The following is a 16,550-nucleotide window of genomic DNA, read 5'->3' on the forward strand; positions in this document are numbered from 1 at the left end:
TCCCATGCTGATACGGCGCCGCCGCTGGCTGCTGAGCGGGCTGCCGGCCGCGCTGGCCGGCGCCTCCTCATGGGCGGCGCCGCTGCGCCCGCCGCGCGCGCCGGGCGGCGAGCCGCAGCCCTTGCATTACCCGCGCCACAACAAGATGCCGGACCCGCAGCAGGCCTATATGGTCGAGCTGCTGCAGCTCGCGCTGGGCCGCGGCAGCAAGCCCTACCGCCTGCAGGCGCTGCCGATGACGATGGCCCAGGGCCGCACCATGGTGGAGATGGCGCATGGCGGCAACGAGCTCGACCTGATGTGGACCATGACCAACCGCGAGCGCGAGGCCATGGGCCTGATCCCGGTGCGCATCCCGGTGGACCGCGGCCTGCTGGGCTGGCGCCTGATGCTGATACGCCAGGCCGATGTGCCCTTCTGGCGCAAGCTGCGCAGCCTCGCCGAGCTGGCGCCGCTGGTGGCCGGCCAGGGGCATGACTGGCCCGATGCCGAGGTGCTGCGCGCCAACGGCCTGAACGTCGGCACCTCCAGCTCCTACGAGGGCCTGTTCCGCATGCTCGCGCGCGGCCGCATCGACTACTTTCCGCGCTCCATCATGGAGGTGGATGCCGAGCTGGCCATGCACGCCGACGAGGGCCTGGTGATCGCGCCGCATGTGATGCTCTACTACCCGACGGCCTCCTACTACTTCCTCGCGCCCCAGCATGCCGAGGCCGCCGAGCAGCTGCGCCAGGGCCTGGAGGAATGCCTCGCCGACGGCAGCTGGGACAAGCTCTTCCAGCGCCATTACAGCGCCCTGCTGGCCCGCCACCAGATCGCACAGCGCCTGGTGCTGAGGCTCTCGAACCCGCTGCTGCCCGAGGCCACACCGCTGCAGCGCAAGGCGTTCTGGTTGCAGCCCGACTAGGATGCGCGCATGAACCAGCCCCCTCTTCTCGACTGCATCGAACTGCAGACCCAGGCCACGCCGCGCGCCAGCCTGATCGTGCTGCATGGCCTGGGCGCCGACGGGCGCGACTTCGTGCCGGTCTGCCAGGCCCTGGACCTGCAGGCCATCGGCGGCCTGCGCTGCGTGCTGCCGAATGCGCCGCAGATCCCCGTCACCATCAACGGCGGCTACCGCATGCCGGCCTGGTACGACATCCTCGGCACCCAGCTCGAGCGGCGCGAGGACGAGACCGGCCTGCGCGCCTCGCAGGCCGCGATTGCCGCGCTGATCGACCGCGAGCGCGAGCGCGGCATCGCCGCCGAGCGCATCGTGCTGATGGGCTTCTCGCAGGGCTGCGCGATGGCGCTGCTGACCGGCCTGCGCTACCCACAGCGCCTGGCCGGCATCGTCGGCCTGTCGGGCTATCTGCCGCTGCTGGACAGCACCGCGGCCGAGCGTCATGCCGCCAACGCCGCCACGCCCATCCTGCTGGCCCATGGCCGGCAGGACCCGGTGGTGGCGCTGGACCGCGGCGCGGCCGGACGCGACGAATTGCTGCGCCTGGGCTATGCGCCCGAATGGCATGAATACCCGATGCAGCACGAGGTCTGCAACGAGGAGATCGAGGAGCTGAACCGCTTCCTGCTGCGCGTGCTGGGCTGAAGCTTTGATCCAGCGCAGCACGGCGCGCCGTCACCGCGGGAAGATGGGCAGGCGCACCTGCGCGTCAATCCGAGGAGAGCTGTCATGACAACTCCTACGATTTCCCGGTGTCTGCTGATTGCATCCCTGCTGGGCGGCTCGGCGCTGGCCCTGGCACAGGGCAAGGTCGATCTGGGCCAGCGCGAGTACATGAGCAAATGCGCCGCCTGCCATGGCGAAAGCGCCAAGGGCAATGGCCCGTTCAACGAGCTGCTCAAGAAGAGCGCCGCCGATCTCACCACCCTGGCCAAGCGCAACGGCGGCGTGTTCCCGGTGGCACGCGTCTACGAGGTGATCGACGGCAGCGGCAGCAGCCATGGCTCGCGTGACATGCCCGTGTTCGGCACCGACTACAAGCTCAAGGCGGCCGAGTACTACGGCGACATGCCCTACGACCCCGAGGTCTATGTGCGGGGCCGCATCCTCATGCTGGTCGAGTACCTGAACCGGCTGCAGGTCAAGTAGGCAGCGGCGGGCTCAGAAGCTCAGCACGAAGCAGGCCCCGCCGGTGGGCGGCTTCACATAGCGCACCGTGCCGCCCATGCCGTGCACGAGGTTGCGCACCACCGCCAGGCCGATGCCCGATCCGGCACCGCCGCCGGCGGGGCTGCTACGCGCGCTGAAGAAGGGCATGAAGATCTGCTGCTCCAGGCCCTGCGGCACGCCGGGGCCGTTGTCGCGCACGCTGATGGCCAGGCGGCCGCCGCGCGTGAGCCGTGCCTGCACCTCCAGGCTGGGCTGGACCAGCTCGGCGGTGGCCTCGGCGGCGTTCTTCATCAGGTTGATGAGGGCCTGCTCCAGCTGGCCAGGGTCGGCCATCAGGCTCAGCGAGTCGGGTTGCACCTGGAAGCGCGCCTGGCCGCCGCGCGCGCGCCAGCCCGCGGCCACCAGCTGCTCCAGGCGCGCGAACAGGGCCTGCAGCTCGACCGGCTCGGGCCGCGGCTCGGGCCAGTCGCTGACGCGCCGGTAGTCCGCCACAAAGCGCGCCAGCGCCTCGGCACGTCGCGCCACCGTGTCCAGCGCCAGGGCCAGGTCCTGCGCGCGCTCGGCATCGCCCTGCAGCTCCTGCGCGCTGCGCGCGAGCGAGGCGATCGGGGTGAGCGAATTCATGATCTCGTGCGTCAGCACATGCACCAGCTGGCGCCAGGCCTTCAGCGTCTCGGCCTCCAGCTCCGACTCCAGCGGCAGCAGGGCCAGCAGGCGCACCGGCTCGCCCTGCAGCGTCATGGCGCTGGCGGCCAGCAGCCAGCGCTCCAGGCCGCGTTCGGTGGCGATGTGCAGCAGCGCGCGGCCGGCCTCGCCCTGCGCCTCGGCCAGCTCCCGCAGCAGCTCGGCGCGCTCCTGCGCGCCGCCGGGCGCCAGCAAACGGCGTGCGCGCGCGTTCAGCGCCCGCACCTGGCCGGCGCTGCAGCGGAACAGCGCCACCGGCACATGCTCCAGCTCGCCCTCCAGCAACAGCAGGCGCTGCTGCAGATCCTGTTGCGGCTGCGCCGGCTCGGCCTGCAGCGCCGGCGCCGGCCATTGCAGGCGCGCCAGCGCCCGCCAGCCCCAGCCGGCCAGCCCCGCCATCGCCAGGCCAAGCAGCAGCTGCACGCGCGGCGAACCCGCGGCGGCCAGCAGGCCGGCGCTGCCCAGGGCCAGCAGGGCGGCGGCCAGCACCACGCGGGCGCGCAGCCACTGGCCACGGCGCAACTCAGAGCTCATGCTTTTCCATGCGGCGGTACAGGGCCGCCCGGCTCAGGCCCAGCAGGCGCGCGGCCTGGCTGATATTGCCCTGGGCCTGGCGCAGCGCCTCGTCGAGCGCGGCGCGCTCGCGCTGGTGCAGGGTCAGGTGTTGCGCGGGGGCCGGCTCAAGCGAGGCCGGCGCCGGGCCGGCGCGCAGGCCGAAGTCGGCGTACTCGTAGCGATCGCCCTGGGCCAGGATCACCGCGCGCTCGCAGGCATGGCGCAGGGCGCGCACATTGCCATGCCAGTCGTGCGCCCGCAGGGCCGCCAGCGCCGCCTCGCTGCAATGGCGCGGCGGCTTGGCGTACTGGGCCGCGTATTGCGAGAGGTAGTGCTGGCACAGCAGCGGGACGTCCTCGCGGCGCTCGCGCAGCGGCGGCACGCGCAGCACGATGGTGTTGAGGCGGTAGAGCAGATCGGCGCGGAAGCGCTGCGGGTCGAACAGCGCGGCCTCGTCCAGATTGGTGGCGCTGACGATGCGCACGTCGATGGCCTGCGGCTGGTCGGCGCCCAGCGGCGTGACCTCGCGGCGCTCCAGCGCGGTGAGCAGCTTGGCCTGGCTGGCCAGCGGCAGGTTCGCCACCTCGTCGAGGAAGAGCGTGCCGCCCGCGGCCGCCTGGAAGCGCCCCGGGCGCTCGCTGCGCGCATCGGTGAAGCTGCCGCGCTTGTGGCCGAACAGCTCGCTCTCGAGCGTCGACTCGGCCAGCGCGCCCAGGTCCACCGCCAGAAAGGTGCCGGCCGCACGCGCCGACTGCAGATGCAGCTCGCGCGCCACCAGCTCCTTGCCCGAGCCCATCTCGCCCAGCACCAGCACGTTCGCCTCGGTGGGCGCGACGCTCTGGATCAGCGCGCGCAGCTCCTGCATCGGCCGCGCCTCGCCCAGCAGGGCCGAGGCATTGGCCGCCGCCTGGGCCGGCCGGCGGCTCGCCAGGGCGGCGGCCACCGTGGCCACCAGCCTGGCGTTGTCCCAGGGTTTGGTAATGAAGTCGAAGGCACCGGCCTTGAGCGCCGCCACCGCGAGATTCACCTCGGCATAGGCCGTCATCACGATCACCACCGGCGCGGCCGCGCCGCGCCTGAGCAGCTGCTCCAGCAGCGCCAGGCCCTGGGCGCCGTCGGTGCGGCCGGGCAGGAAGTTCATGTCCAGCAGCAGCAGTTCCACCGGCTCGGCCTCGAGGGCAGCCGCCAGCTCGGCCGGCCGCTGCAGCAGCCGCACCGGGCAGGTCGGCGGGAGCCGGCGCTGCAGCAGCAGCTTGGCCGCCAGGCCCACGTCGGGGTCGTCGTCGAGTATCAGCATGGACATGGGCAACACCATAGCAGCGGCGCGCGCCGCCATCCAGCCACTGTCCGCTTCCGGACAGTGAGCCCGGTCGAACCTGTCCGCTTGCGGACGCCGACGCGCCCAGGCAGCGGCTTTCTCCCGGCAAGACGCCCTGGCACGGCGCTTGCACTGAAGTGGCGATGAGCGCACATTTGCACAGCCTTCCGCCCGCCTCGGGCGCCGCCATGGACCGCCCCCTGCCGCGGCGCAAATACCAGCGCCCGCTGCGCTGGGGCGGTGCCGCGCTGGGCCTGCTGGGCCTGGGCGCGCTGCTGTTCACCAGCCTGCCGCGCGGCCTCTCGGTGCCGGCCGCCGAGCTCAGCCTCTCGACCGTGGCGGAGGGCGAATTCCTCGACGAACTGAGCCTGCGCGCCCAGGTCGTGCCGGCGCACCAAGTGCTGCTGGACGCCACCGAGGGCGGCCGCGTCGATGCGGTGCTGGTGCGCGATGGCGAGATGCTCAAGGCCGGCGCCCTGCTCTACCGCCTCTCCAACCCGCAGCGCGAGCAGGAGGTGCTGCAGCGCTCGGCCGAGGTGGCGCAGCAGCTCGCCAACCTCTCCGGCCAGCGCACCGGCCTGGCCAACGCGCGCGCGCTGCAGCGCCGCGACCTCAGCAATCTGGCCCATGAAGCCGAGCGCGCCAACACCGATCTCAAGCGCCAACAGGAGCTGGCCGCGCAGGGCTTTGTCTCGGCCGCGGTGCTGGAGGACGCGCGCCTGAAACAAGCGCTGCAGCAGCGCCTGCTAGAGCAGGCGCGCGAAGACGGCGCCGCCGAGATGCGCACCCGCGAGCAGGCCATCGGCGAGTTGGAGCGCGCCGTCAGGGGCTTGAGCGAGGGCCTGGCGCTGGTGCGCCAGGCCGCGGCCGGCTTGTCGGCGCGTGCCCCGCGCGACGGCCAGCTGAGCGGCTTTGCCCTGCAGGTGGGCGGCTCGGTGAAACCGGGCGACCGGCTCGGCCGCATCGACGATATCGCCAGCTTCAAGCTGGTCGGCAATGTCGACGAGTTCTACCTGAACCGCCTGCAGACCGGCCTGCGCGCCAGCCTGGACATCGCCAGCAAGACCTGGCCCCTGACGGTGACCCAGCGCCTGCCCCAGGTGAAGGAAGGGCGCTTCGGCGTCGAGATGGAATTCACCCAGGGCCTGCCGCCGGGTCTGCAGGCCGGCCAGAGCCTGGATGCGCGCATCCGCCTGGGCCAGCCCAGCCGCGCGCGCCTGATCGCCGATGGCGCCTTCTATGCCGACAGCGGCGGCGCCTGGGTCTATGTGCTGAACGCCAAGGGCAGCCAGGCCGAGCGCCGCAACGTGCGCCTGGGCCGCCGCGCCGCCGGCCGCATCGAGGTGCTGGACGGCCTCGCGCCCGGCGAGCGCGTGGTTGTTTCCAAGGTGCGCCAGTACGGCGACGCCGCCCTGCTGAATCTGCAAAACTGAACGAGGACGAGGAGAGCCCCCATGATCAAGCTGAAGAACCTGAGCAAGCTGCATCGCAGCGCCGAGGTGGAGACCACCGCGCTGAACCGCATCGACCTGGAGATCGAGGCGGGCGAGTACCTGGCCATCACCGGCCCTTCCGGCTGCGGCAAGTCCAGCCTGCTGAGCATCCTGGGCCTGCTGGACGCGCCCAGCAGCGGCGAATACTGGTTCGACGGCCAGAACGTGGCGGGCTGGAACGAGCGCCAGCTGAGCCGCCTGCGCCGCGGCCGCATCGGCTTCGTGTTCCAGAGCTTCAACCTGATCGACGACCTGAGCGTGCGCGAGAACATCGAGCTGGCGCTGGAGTACGGCGAGGTGCCGGCGCGCGAGCATGGCGCGCGTGTGGACCAGGCCATGCAGCGGCTGGGCATCGCGCACCGCGCCGGCCACAGGCCCTCGCAGCTCTCGGGCGGGCAGCAGCAGCGCGTGGCGATTGCGCGCGCCATCGTCGCGCGCCCGGCCCTCTTGCTGGCCGACGAGCCCACCGGCAATCTCGACAGCGCCCAGGGTGACGAGGTGATGCGCATCCTGCGCGAGCTCAACGAAGAGGGCACGACCCTGGTGATGGTGACCCACTCGCCCGCACATGCCGCACAGGCCTCGCGCTGCCTGCGCCTGCTGGACGGCCGCATCCTCGTCGACGCGCTCGCGGCCTGAGCACAGGGAGTCTGGCAATGAAATTTCTGGATCTGCGCGTGGCCTGGCGTCAGTTGCTGGCCGAACCGCTCAACGCCGCGGTGCTGATCGGCGGCCTGGCGCTGGCGCTGGCGGCCTGCTATTTGCTGGCCATTCTGCTGGGCGAGCGCTATCGGCCCGACCCGGCCCTGCAGGCACCCGAGCGCATCGTGCTGATCGACTTCCACGGCAATATGCCGGGGCGCGAGGAAGACTGGTTCCTGGGCTCGCCCTTCGTGTTCAGCCAGGCACTGGCACAGGCGCGCGCACCGGTGCAGCTGCTCAGCCGCGTGTCCGAGGACATGGTGACGCTGCGCCAGGGCGAGCGCAGCGTGCGCGCCAGCACCCTGGCCGCCGACGCCAGCCTGGTGGAGCTGTTCAATCTGCGCGCGCTGCAAGGCGATCTGCGCAGCAGCCTGGGCCGCCCGGACACGATCGCCATCACCGAGGGCCTGGCACGCAAGCTGTTCGGCCATACCGCCGTGCTCGGCAAGACCCTGGTGCTTGGCAAGCACCCGCTCAGCGTCGCGGCCGTGCTGCCCGAGCCGCAGTCGCGCAGCCAGTTCCGCGCCGAGGCCTATCTCGGCTTCGACGCGCCGGCCGCGGGCATCGATCGCGACACCCGCGAGGCCTGGTTCATGATCGCCGGCCGGGTCTACGGCCGCCTGCTCCCGGGCGCCAGCGCCGCCCAGGTCGGCGCGGTGGCGCAGGCCCTGCTGGACGCCAGCCCTATCATGAAAGAGCTGCCGCCGGAATGGACCGCCAAGGGCCGCAAGGCCGCCTTCATGCGCGCCCTGCCGGTGACCGAGATGCCCTTCGAGGGCCGCGAGGGGCGCTTGCGCGTGCAGGTGCTGGCGGCGCTGGCCGCCATCGCCGCCCTGCTGCTGAGCCTGGCCCTGCTCAACTTCGTCAACCTCAGCGGCGTGCGCACGCTGCAGCGCCAGCGCGAGATCGCGGTCCGCAAGAGCCTGGGGCTGAGCCCGGCCCGGCTGCTGCTGCAATTCGCCGTCGAAGCCCAGCTGAGCATCCTGCTGGCCTCGGCGCTGGCCCTGCTGCTGGCCTGGCTGCTGCTGCCGTGGCTAACGAACGCCTTGCGCGTCCCGATGCCCGACGCGCTGCTGCAGCCGCTGCCCCTGCTCGGCCTGCTGCTGGTCGGCCTGCTGCTGGGCCTGCTGGTCAGCCTCTACCCGGCCTGGCTGGCCTGGCGCCAGCAGGCGGCCGCGGCGCTGCAGGGGCGCCAGGCCAGCGAGGGCCGCGGCGGGCTGCTGCTGCGCCGCGTGCTCAGCGGCCTGCAGTTCGGCATCGCGCTGCTGGTCTGCAGCCTGGCCCTGCTGCTGAGCCTGCAGAACCGCCATGTGCTGCAGCGCGAGCTCGGCTACCACCCCGAGGGCGCGCTGGCCCTGCCGATGCCGGCCGGCGCCAGCGCCCAGCAGGCCGAGGACCTGCGCCAGGCCTTGGCACAGCTCGCCGAGGTCAGCGCCATGGCCTGGACCGACAGCGTGCCGGGCAGCGCGCGCCTGGATCGCAACGCCGACTTCAGCTACCAGGACCGCCAGGCCAAGCTGCGCATGAGCGCACTGGACAGCGACTTCTTCGCCTTCTACAAGGTGCCCCTGCTGGCCGGGGAGCTCGCGGGCGCCGGCCGCGATGCCATCGTGCTCGACGAGCCGGCCGTCCGCGCGCTCGGCTTTGCCAGCGCCGCCGAGGCCATCGGCAAGACGGTGGCCTCGACCATGGTCGGGCTGAACCAGCAGCGCGAGCAACTGCGCATCGTCGGCGTCGTGCCGGCGCTCACCCTGGAGGGCACGCGCGAGCTACCGCGCCCGCACATGCTGCGCCTGCAACGCAGCGAGCAGGCGCTGGCCGAACGGCGCGGCTTCTGGGTGCTGAACCTGCGCCTGAAGCCCCACTACCAGACCGACCGCCAGGCCGAGCAAACTGCCGAGCAATTGCTGGCGCCGGCCTGGAAGCGCATCTTCCCGGGCGAACCCTTCAGCGTAGAGAGCGTCGAGCAGGCCATGCTGGAGCCCTACGAGACCGACCGGCGCATCGCCCAGCTGGTCAGCGCCACCGGCGTGCTGGCCCTGGCCCTGGCCGGCTTCGGCGTCTATGCGCTGGCCGCCTATCTGGTGCAGCGCCATGCACGCGAGCTGGTGCTGCGCAAGCTGCATGGCGCCTCCTCGCTGCAGGCGCTGACCCGGCTGTTGCGCGAGTTCGCTGTGCTGCTGCTGCTGGCGGCGCTGATCGCGCTGCCGCTGTCCTGGTGGCTGGGCCAGCAATACCTGAGCCAGTTTGCCGACCGCAGCCCCAGCGGCGCCTGGCCGCAGGGCCTGGCCCTGGCGGGCCTGCTGCTGGTGAGCCTGCTGGCCAGCCTGCGCCACGGCCTGGCGGCGATGGCGATGCGGCCCGTGCTGGCGCTGCGGGCCTGAGCCTGAACCTAGGCGTCTTGCGGCGCCGGCTCAGGCGCGCCGTGCCTTGTTGGCCACCTCGCCCAGCAGGCTCTGGCAGCGCTCCTCATGCTGGGCGATCTCGGCCAGCGTGACCTCGATGTCGTCGAGCTGCTGCTCGAGCTGGCGGCGGTGCTGCTGCAGCACCGCCAGAAAGGCCTTCAGCTGCGGCGCCGCGTCGGACTCGGAGTCGTACATGTCGACCAGTTGCTTGACCTCCTGCAGCGTCAGGCCCAGGCGCTTGCCGCGCAGGGTGAGCTTCAGGCGGGTGCGGTCGCGGTGCGTGTAGACGCGGTTGCGGCCGGCGCGCGCCGGCGTCAGCAGGCCCATGTCCTCGTAGAAGCGGATCGCCCGCGGCGTGATGTCGAACTCGGCGGCCAGCTCGGTGATGGTGAACAGGCGCGAGGCCGGCTCGACCGCACGTGCCGCTGCCTTGCTCTTCTTGGCCGGAGGGCTGGACTCTGTGCTCATGGCTACACTTGGGCTCACGTGACGTTAACGTAAACGTAAGTCTAAGGCAGGCAGTCCCCCCATGGCCAATCCGCGCGAATCCGAACTCTCCTACCCGATGGGCGATGCCCTGCCCGCGCCCGGCGGCGTGCTGGAGCTGCAGCCCGGCGTGCGCTGGCTGCGCATGGGCCTGCCGTTCGCGCTGGACCATATCAATCTCTGGCTGCTGCGCGACGAGATCGACGGCCAAGCTGGCTGGAGCATCGTCGACAGCGGCATCCACAACGACGCCACCAAGGCGCTCTGGGAGCAGGTATTCGCCGCGCACCTCGACGGCCTGCCGGTGCTGCGCGTGATCGTCACGCATTTCCACCCCGACCACATGGGCCTGGCGGCCTGGCTGACGGAGCGGTGGCAATGCCGCCTGTACATGAGTGCGACCGACTACAACCTGGCGCGCCTGGCCAGCGGCTCCACCGTCGGCATGGGCGGCGAACTGGCCGCCAATTTCTTTGCCAGCCACGGCCTCACCGACCCCGACTCGCAGGCCAAGATCCGCGCCCGCTCGAGCTACTACCCCAGCATGGTGCCGGCGGTGCCGAGCAGCTACCGCCGCCTCATGGAGGGTCAGGTCTTGCGCATCGGCGGGCACGACTGGCGCTGCATCACCGGCTACGGCCATGCGCCCGAGCACATCAGCCTGCACAGCGCTAGCCAGGGCCTGCTGATCTCGGGCGATATGGTGCTGCCGCGCATTTCCACCAATGTCAGCGTGGTGGATGTGGAGCCCGAGGCCGACCCGCTGAGCCTCTATCTGGACTCGGTCAAGCGCATGCTGAGCCTGCCGGCCGAGACCCTGGTGCTGCCCTCGCATGGCAAGCCCTTCCGCGGCCTGCATGCGCGCGTGGACCAGCTGCTGGAGCACCACGACGAGCGCCTGGCCGAGGTGCTGCAGGCCTGCACGGCCAAGCCCTGTCATGCGGCCGAATTGTTGGAGCTGATGTTCAAGCGCAAGCTCGACCTGCACCAGACCACCTTCGCGATGGGCGAGTCGGTGGCGCATCTGAACGCGCTGTGGCTGGCGGGGCGCTTGCGCCGCAGCCTGGATGAGAACGGGGTGTACCGCTTCTCGGCGGTCTAGGCTCAACCGGTGTCCGCCGCCCCCGGGAGGGGGCGGCGGGTCGGGCCTTTTTTATGGCATCAACTTTTCGGTTCTAAGCGCGGGTCTACCGGATCCATGGGGATGCGGGGCCCTGGCGCCACCGTAAGTTCCGAGGGACTTGAAGAAACCCTTGTGAACTCAGATGCGGGTGATGACAGCTTGCAGGCGCGAGTGTGAGGGTCACCCCTTCCTGCGGCAAGCCCCCCCAAAGGGGGAAAGGTCCCAGGTTCAGGCCTCGAAGCTGGGCAGGGCCGCCTGGCGCAGGCGCTCGCGCGAGGCCTCGTAGTCCGGAATCACCGAACGCACCAGGGCCCAGAAGCGCGGGCTGTGGTTCATCTCGCGCAGATGCGCGAGCTCATGGGCCACCACATAGTCGATGGTGGCTAGGCCGAAGTGGACGAGGCGCCAGTTCAGGCGTATCACGCCGTCGGCGCTGGCGCTGCCCCAGCGCGTTTGCGCCGACGACAGGCGCAGCCTGGTCATGTGCACGCCCAGCTGGGCGGCGAAATGGCGGCAGCGCTGCTCGAACAAGGCCTTGGCCTGGCGCTGCAGCCAGGCCTGCACGGCATCGCGCACCTGCTCGGCGCTGGCGCCCTGCGGCAGGCCCAGATAGAGGGTGTGGCGTGCCACCGAGGCCAGCGTGGCCTGCGGATCGGTCGCGCCGCTGTCGTAGCGCGCGCCGCCGGGGTGCTGCGCGGCGGACGGATCCAGCACCACGATCAGGCTCTCGCCCAGATAGGGCACGCTGCAGCCATCGGCCCATTGCACCCGGGCCGCCTCGACGCGCTGGGCGCGTTCGCGCTGCTCCACCAGCTTGCGCAGGATCCAGCCGGACTTGCCCTGCAGCGCGCGCTCGATCTCGCCCAGCGGCACCCAGCGCGGCGCGCTGACGCGCAGACCCAGCTCGCTGACGGTGAAACCGATGCTGCGGCGGCGCGCGCGGCGCAACTCGTAGCCGACGCGGTGGCCATCCAGCAGCAGCTCGCGGCTGTGCGCCGAGGGCGTGGGGCGCTCGGGCCGGGCCGCCGACGGCGCGCTCACCAGGGGCGCAGCCTGCGGCTCATCGCTGTCGAACAGCGACAGCTGTGCGTTCTTGGAAAAGAGCCCGGCCAGACGTCTCAGCATGGCCTGCGAGTGTACTGATTCAAGCCAGCGTGCGCTCGACGCGCCCGACCGCGGGCGCATAGGCCTCGGGATCGAGCCGGTGCATCTCGGCCTCGATCCAGGCCTCGACCTCGCGCATCAGCTCGGCCGGTTCGCGGCCCACCGAGGGGATGGGCTTGCCGATCGAGATGTCCACCACGCCCGGCCGCACCAGCAGGCTGCGCGGCGGCCAGCAGCGCGCCGAGCTGGTGGCGATGGGCACCACCGGCACGCCATTGGCAATCGCCAGGCGCGTGCCGCCGGTCTTGTAATCGCCCTTGCGGCCGCGCGCGATGCGCGTGCCCTCGGGGAACATGATGACCCAATGCCCCATCGCCGCCAGGCGCTTGCCCTGCGCCGCCACCCGGGCCCAGGCCTCGGCGCGCTTGCTGCGGTCGATGTGGATCATGTCCATGCGCGCCATCGCCCAGCCGAAGAAGGGCACATAGAGCAGCTCGCGCTTGAACACATAGGCCATCGGGTGGGCCATCAGGGTCGGGTAGGCAAAGGTCTCCCAGGTGGACTGGTGCTTGGAAAGCAGCACCACCGCGGAGTTCCGCTCGGCCTTGCTGGGCAGGTTCTCCATGCCGTGCACGCGGTAGTCCACGCCGCAGATGGTCTTGGCGGCCGCGATCGCCAGGCGCAACCAGCCCACGCAGGCCCAGTAGACGCGGTCGCCGCGCGCAAACACGGAGATGGCCAGCACCGCCAGCGCCCAGGGGATCACCGTCGCGGTGAGCACCAGCACCAGCACGGCAGACCTCAACACGGAAAGCAGTACGGACAAGCCCATCGTGATCACTCGCTCAGATCACCTGGGCCGGTATCGGGCGGCATGGCCTCGCCGCGCGCATCGGCCTTGGCGCGGCGCTCGTCCTGGATCAGATGGTCGGCGAACTGGGTCAGGTCGGCATGCAGGCGCGCGCCCGGCACCTGGGCCAGCAAGGCCTGGAGCTGGGCCTCGTCGAGCTTGCCGAGGCGGTCGCTGCGCAGCAGATGCGGCACGCAGCCGGCGGCCTGCGCCGTCTGCAGGTCGCGCAGGCTGGCGCCCACCATATGCACCTGCGGCAGCGCCACGCCGAAGCGCTCGCCGATCTGCTCGATCAGGCCCGGCAGCGGCTTGCGGCAGGCACAACCCTCCTCGGGCGTGTGCGGGCAGAAGAACACCGCGTCCAGCCGCCCGCCCTTCTCGGCCAGCAACTGGTTCAAACGCATATGCACCGCGTTCAGCGAGGCCATGTCCAGCAGGCCGCGGCCGATGCCGGGCTGGTTGGTGGCCATCACCGTGTGCCAGCCCGCATGGTTGAGGCGCGCCACCGCCTCGAGCGCACCGGGCAGGGGCTCGAGCTCGTCGATCGACTTCACATGGTCGTCGCGGTAGCGGTTGATGGTCCCGTCACGGCCCAGGATGACGAGCTTCATGCTGTGGCTGTGGTCGGAGCGCATCGAGGGCATGGTGCTTGCGAACGGTGGTTAGCTGGCCAGGCGGGACAGATCGGCCACGCGGTTCATCGCCTCGTGCAGGCTCTTCAGCAGGCCCAGGCGGTTGGCGCGCAGCGCCGGGTCTTCGGCATTCACCATCACGCCGTCGAAGAAGGCATCCACCGGACCCCTGAGCGCCGCCAGCTCGCGCAGCGAGGCGGCGTACTCGCCGTTGTGGAACAGCGCGTCGGCCACCTGGGCCGTGATCTTCAGCGCGCCGGCCAGATGCTGCTCGGCCGGCTCGGCCAGCAGGGCGTCCTTGATCTGCGCCTGCACCGGCTCTTCGCTCTTCTTGAGGATGTTGCCGATGCGCTTGTTGGCGGCGGCCAGCGCGGCCGCCTCGGGCAGGGCCGCGAAGGCGCGCACCGCCTGCAGGCGCGCTCCCACATCGGCCAGGCGCTGCGGATTCAGCGCCAGCACGGCGTCCACTTCCTGGGCGCTATAGCCCTGCTCGCGCAGGCTGCCGGAGAGGCGCTCGTAGATGAATGGCGCGAGCGCCTCGCTGGGGTCCTGGATCAGGCCGCCAAAGGCCGGCACGGCCGCCTTCAGCAGGCGGCTCAGCTCCAGCGTGCCGGCACGCTCGGACAGCATGCGCACCACGCCCAGGGCATGGCGGCGCAGCGCGAAGGGATCCTTGTCGCCGGTGGGCAGCTGGCCGATGCCGAACAGGCCCACCAGGGTCTCCAGCTTGTCGGCCAGCGCCACCACCAGGCCCACCTCGTTGCGCGGCAGCTCGTCGCCGGCAAAGCGCGGCTTGTAATGGTCTTCGATGGCGTCGGCCACGGCCTCGCTGAGGCCGTCGTGGCGGGCGTAATAGCCACCCATGATGCCCTGCAGCTCGGGGAACTCGCCCACCATGTCGGTAAGCAAATCGGCCTTGGCCAGATGGGCAGCCTGATCGACCTGGGCGGCCAGATCGACGCCGCCAAGTTGTTCAGCGATGGCCCGTGCAATCGCGCGCACGCGCTCGACGCGCTCGCCCTGCGTGCCCAGCTTGCCGTGGTAGACCACCTTGGCAAGACCTGGCACCCGCTCGGCCAGGCTCTTCTTGCGGTCCTGGTCGAAGAAGAACTTGGCGTCCGACAGGCGCGGGCGCACCACGCGCTCGTTGCCGCCGGTCACGGCGCTGGCGTCGGCCGGGCGGATATTGGAGACCACCAGGAACTTGTGCGTCAGCTTGGCCGTAGCGTCCAGCAGCGGGAAGTACTTCTGGTTCGCCTTCATCGTCAGGATCAGGCATTCCTGCGGCACCGCCAGGAACTCGGTCTCGAACTGGCAGCTCAGCACATTCGGGCGTTCGACCAGGGCCGTGACCTCGTCCAGCAGGGCCTCGTCCTCGATCGGCTTGAGCCCTTGCTGGGCGGCCGCCTCGCCGAGCTGGCGCAGGATCTCGGCGCGGCGCTCGGCAAAGCTGGCGATCACGGCGCCCTGCTCGCGCAGTTGCGCGGCATAGCTGTCGGCACTTTCAATGCTCAGCTCGGGCACGCTGGCCTCGAAGCGATGGCCGCGCGTCGTACGGCCGGCCGTCAGGCCCAGGGCCTGCACCGGCAGCACGGCCGTGCCATGCAGGGCCACCAGGCCATGGGCCGGGCGCACGAACTTCACATCGCTCCAGCCATCGGCCAGCTGGTAGGTCATGACCTTGGGGATGGGCAGCTTGGCCAGGCTCTCGTCCAGCGCCTTCTGCAGGCCCTCGGTCAGGGTGGCACCGGCCACGATGGAATCGAGGAACAGGGCCTCGGCCTTGCCGTCCATGGCGCGCTTGAGCTGGGGCACGACGGCCGCGTCAGCGCCCACCGCGGCCAGCTTCTTCAGCAGGGCCGGCGTGGGCTGGCCCTCGGCCGTCAGGGCCACGGCCACGGGCATCAGCTTCTGCTGCACGGCGCGATCCGCGGCCTTGGCGGCCACGCCCGCCACCTGCACGGCCAGGCGGCGCGGCGAGGCGTAGGCGGTGACGGCGGCACCCGCTGCGGCCAGGCCTTGCGACTTCAGGCTGTCGGCCAGCACAGCCGCAAAGGCCTCGCCCAGCTTCTTCAGCGCCTTGGGAGGCAGCTCTTCGACAAACAGTTCAACCAGCAGGTTCTTGTGATCAGCAGTCATGGTTCAGGCCGCCTTCTTCTTTTCGATCTGGGCAATCACTTCATCGGCCCAGTCCTTGGGCGCCATCGGGAAGCCCAGGCGGGCACGGCTGTCCAGATAGCTCTGCGCCACGGCGCGCGCCAGATTGCGGATGCGGCCGATATAGGCGGCGCGCTCGGTCACCGAGATGGCGCCGCGTGCGTCCAGCAGGTTGAAGCTGTGGCCGGCCTTGAGCAGCTGCTCGTAGGCGGGCAGCGCCAGCTGCTCGCTCATCAGGTGCTGACTCTGCTTCTCATGCGCCGCGAAGGCGCTGAGCAGGAACTCGACATCGCTGTGCTCGAAGTTGTAGGTCGACTGCTCCACCTCGTTCTGGTGGAACACATCGCCGTACTTGAGCCCCGGCGTGTACTCCAGGTCGTAGACCGACTCCACGCCCTGCAGATACATGGCCAGGCGCTCCAGGCCGTAGGTGATCTCGCCGGTGATGGGCTTGCAGTCGACGCCGCCGACCTGCTGGAAATAGGTGAACTGGGTCACTTCCATGCCGTTCAGCCAGACCTCCCAGCCCAGGCCCCAGCAGCCCAGCGTCGGATTTTCCCAATCGTCCTCGACGAAGCGCACGTCGTTCTTCTTCAGATCGAAGCCCAGCGCCTCCAGCGAGCCCAGATAGAGCTCGAGGATGTTGGCCGGTGCCGGCTTGAGCACCACCTGGTACTGGTAGTAATGCTGCAGGCGATTCGGGTTCTCGCCGTAGCGGCCGTCCTTGGGGCGGCGGCTGGGCTGCACATAGGCGGCCTTCCAGGGCTCGGGGCCGAGGGCGCGCAGGAAGGTGGCGGTGTGGCTGGTGCCGGCGCCGACCTCCATGTCATAGGGCTGCAGCAAGGCGCAGCCTTGGGCGGACCAGTATTCCTGAAGCTTGAGAATGATTTGCTGGAAGCTCAGCATGGTGGGCGCGTGGCGGTCG

General features: G+C 70.7%; 15 protein-coding genes. 7 read left to right on the forward strand and 8 right to left on the reverse strand.

Going from position 1 to position 16,550, the window contains the following annotated elements:
* Positions 1-4: 4 nt before the first annotated feature.
* From PFX98_RS03535 to PFX98_RS03545, 3 genes are all read left to right on the forward strand, one after another.
* Positions 5-907, forward strand: a complete 903-nt coding sequence (locus tag PFX98_RS03535) for a type 2 periplasmic-binding domain-containing protein (RefSeq protein WP_285233798.1) — start codon at positions 5-7, stop codon at positions 905-907.
* A 9-nt stretch (positions 908-916) separates the two neighbouring features.
* The gene (locus PFX98_RS03540; protein ID WP_285233799.1) at positions 917-1,591 is read left to right on the forward strand and encodes an alpha/beta hydrolase; all 675 of its coding nucleotides are present in this window, start codon (positions 917-919) and stop codon (positions 1,589-1,591) included.
* Between the two features lie 84 nt (positions 1,592-1,675).
* The gene (locus PFX98_RS03545) at positions 1,676-2,095 is read left to right on the forward strand and encodes a c-type cytochrome (RefSeq protein ID WP_285233800.1); all 420 of its coding nucleotides are present in this window, start codon (positions 1,676-1,678) and stop codon (positions 2,093-2,095) included.
* A gap of 12 nt (positions 2,096-2,107) precedes the next feature.
* Here the strand turns inward: PFX98_RS03545 and PFX98_RS03550 are convergent, their stop codons facing one another.
* Both PFX98_RS03550 and PFX98_RS03555 read right to left on the reverse strand, forming a co-directional pair.
* A complete protein-coding gene (locus tag PFX98_RS03550) occupies positions 2,108-3,334 on the reverse strand; it encodes a sensor histidine kinase (protein WP_285233801.1) in 1,227 nt (408 codons plus the stop codon).
* A complete protein-coding gene (locus PFX98_RS03555; RefSeq protein ID WP_285233802.1) occupies positions 3,324-4,658 on the reverse strand; it encodes a sigma-54-dependent transcriptional regulator in 1,335 nt (444 codons plus the stop codon). The genes PFX98_RS03550 and PFX98_RS03555 overlap by 11 nt, the downstream gene beginning before the upstream one ends.
* Positions 4,659-4,816: 158 nt before the next feature.
* On the opposite strand from PFX98_RS03555, the gene PFX98_RS03560 reads away from it, so the two are divergent.
* Genes PFX98_RS03560 through PFX98_RS03570 form a run of 3 tightly spaced genes read left to right on the forward strand, consistent with a single transcriptional unit; the run spans position 4,817 to position 9,252 of the window.
* Entirely contained in the window at positions 4,817-6,106 is a 1,290-nt protein-coding gene (locus PFX98_RS03560) for an efflux RND transporter periplasmic adaptor subunit (RefSeq protein WP_285233803.1), read from the forward strand.
* 21 nt (positions 6,107-6,127) lie between these two features.
* Positions 6,128-6,805 (forward strand): ABC transporter ATP-binding protein, encoded by a 678-nt coding sequence (locus PFX98_RS03565; protein WP_285233804.1) that lies wholly within the window; start codon positions 6,128-6,130, stop codon positions 6,803-6,805.
* 17 nt (positions 6,806-6,822) lie between these two features.
* Positions 6,823-9,252: an FtsX-like permease family protein gene (locus tag PFX98_RS03570; protein ID WP_285233805.1), complete on the forward strand. Its 2,430-nt coding sequence runs from the start codon at positions 6,823-6,825 to the stop codon at positions 9,250-9,252.
* Positions 9,253-9,282: 30 nt separating this feature from the next.
* On the opposite strand, the gene PFX98_RS03575 is transcribed toward PFX98_RS03570, so the two are convergent.
* The gene (locus PFX98_RS03575) at positions 9,283-9,741 is read right to left on the reverse strand and encodes a MerR family transcriptional regulator (RefSeq protein ID WP_285233806.1); all 459 of its coding nucleotides are present in this window, start codon (positions 9,739-9,741) and stop codon (positions 9,283-9,285) included.
* A 61-nt stretch (positions 9,742-9,802) separates the two neighbouring features.
* On the opposite strand from PFX98_RS03575, the gene PFX98_RS03580 reads away from it, so the two are divergent.
* Positions 9,803-10,861, forward strand: a complete 1,059-nt coding sequence (locus PFX98_RS03580; protein WP_285233807.1) for an MBL fold metallo-hydrolase — start codon at positions 9,803-9,805, stop codon at positions 10,859-10,861.
* 249 nt (positions 10,862-11,110) lie between these two features.
* Here PFX98_RS03580 and PFX98_RS03585 read toward each other — a convergent pair whose 3' ends face one another.
* Genes PFX98_RS03585 through glyQ form a run of 5 tightly spaced genes read right to left on the reverse strand, consistent with a single transcriptional unit; the run spans position 11,111 to position 16,531 of the window.
* Positions 11,111-12,007: a M48 family metallopeptidase gene (locus PFX98_RS03585; protein WP_285233808.1), complete on the reverse strand. Its 897-nt coding sequence runs from the start codon at positions 12,005-12,007 to the stop codon at positions 11,111-11,113.
* Between the two features lie 19 nt (positions 12,008-12,026).
* On the reverse strand, positions 12,027-12,818 hold the full coding sequence (locus tag PFX98_RS03590; RefSeq protein WP_285233809.1) for a lysophospholipid acyltransferase family protein: 792 nt from the start codon (positions 12,816-12,818) through the stop codon (positions 12,027-12,029).
* Positions 12,819-12,823: 5 nt separating this feature from the next.
* Entirely contained in the window at positions 12,824-13,480 is a 657-nt protein-coding gene (gene gmhB / locus PFX98_RS03595; protein ID WP_285233810.1) for a D-glycero-beta-D-manno-heptose 1,7-bisphosphate 7-phosphatase, read from the reverse strand.
* An 18-nt stretch (positions 13,481-13,498) separates the two neighbouring features.
* Positions 13,499-15,607 carry a glycine--tRNA ligase subunit beta gene (gene glyS, locus PFX98_RS03600; RefSeq protein ID WP_285233811.1) on the reverse strand — a complete coding sequence of 703 codons (2,109 nt, stop codon included), beginning with the start codon at positions 15,605-15,607 and terminating at the stop codon, positions 13,499-13,501.
* Positions 15,608-15,610: 3 nt separating this feature from the next.
* A complete protein-coding gene (glyQ, locus tag PFX98_RS03605) occupies positions 15,611-16,531 on the reverse strand; it encodes a glycine--tRNA ligase subunit alpha (RefSeq protein WP_285233812.1) in 921 nt (306 codons plus the stop codon).
* Positions 16,532-16,550: the final 19 nt, after the last annotated feature.

It is taken from the genome of Paucibacter sediminis (genome assembly GCF_030254645.1).
Classification (GTDB): domain Bacteria; phylum Pseudomonadota; class Gammaproteobacteria; order Burkholderiales; family Burkholderiaceae_C; genus Paucibacter_B; species Paucibacter_B sediminis.

Excerpts from the sequence above, each read along its gene's own strand:
- PFX98_RS03570 (WP_285233805.1), top strand. The coding sequence starts at position 6,823 with ATGAAATTTCTGGATCTGCGCGTGGCCTGGCGTCAGTTGCTGGCCGAA.
- PFX98_RS03540 (WP_285233799.1), top strand. The coding sequence starts at position 917 with ATGAACCAGCCCCCTCTTCTCGACTGCATCGAACTGCAGACCCAGGCC.
- PFX98_RS03555 (WP_285233802.1), bottom strand. The coding sequence starts at position 4,658 with ATGTCCATGCTGATACTCGACGACGACCCCGACGTGGGCCTGGCGGCC.
- PFX98_RS03585 (WP_285233808.1), bottom strand. The coding sequence starts at position 12,007 with ATGCTGAGACGTCTGGCCGGGCTCTTTTCCAAGAACGCACAGCTGTCG.
- PFX98_RS03560 (WP_285233803.1), top strand. The coding sequence starts at position 4,817 with ATGAGCGCACATTTGCACAGCCTTCCGCCCGCCTCGGGCGCCGCCATG.
- PFX98_RS03550 (WP_285233801.1), bottom strand. The coding sequence starts at position 3,334 with ATGAGCTCTGAGTTGCGCCGTGGCCAGTGGCTGCGCGCCCGCGTGGTG.
- PFX98_RS03590 (WP_285233809.1), bottom strand. The coding sequence starts at position 12,818 with ATGGGCTTGTCCGTACTGCTTTCCGTGTTGAGGTCTGCCGTGCTGGTG.
- PFX98_RS03565 (WP_285233804.1), top strand. The coding sequence starts at position 6,128 with ATGATCAAGCTGAAGAACCTGAGCAAGCTGCATCGCAGCGCCGAGGTG.
- PFX98_RS03535 (WP_285233798.1), top strand. The coding sequence starts at position 5 with ATGCTGATACGGCGCCGCCGCTGGCTGCTGAGCGGGCTGCCGGCCGCG.
- gmhB (WP_285233810.1), bottom strand. The coding sequence starts at position 13,480 with ATGCCCTCGATGCGCTCCGACCACAGCCACAGCATGAAGCTCGTCATC.
- PFX98_RS03575 (WP_285233806.1), bottom strand. The coding sequence starts at position 9,741 with ATGAGCACAGAGTCCAGCCCTCCGGCCAAGAAGAGCAAGGCAGCGGCA.
- PFX98_RS03580 (WP_285233807.1), top strand. The coding sequence starts at position 9,803 with ATGGCCAATCCGCGCGAATCCGAACTCTCCTACCCGATGGGCGATGCC.
- glyS (WP_285233811.1), bottom strand. The coding sequence starts at position 15,607 with ATGACTGCTGATCACAAGAACCTGCTGGTTGAACTGTTTGTCGAAGAG.
- PFX98_RS03545 (WP_285233800.1), top strand. The coding sequence starts at position 1,676 with ATGACAACTCCTACGATTTCCCGGTGTCTGCTGATTGCATCCCTGCTG.
- glyQ (WP_285233812.1), bottom strand. The coding sequence starts at position 16,531 with ATGCTGAGCTTCCAGCAAATCATTCTCAAGCTTCAGGAATACTGGTCC.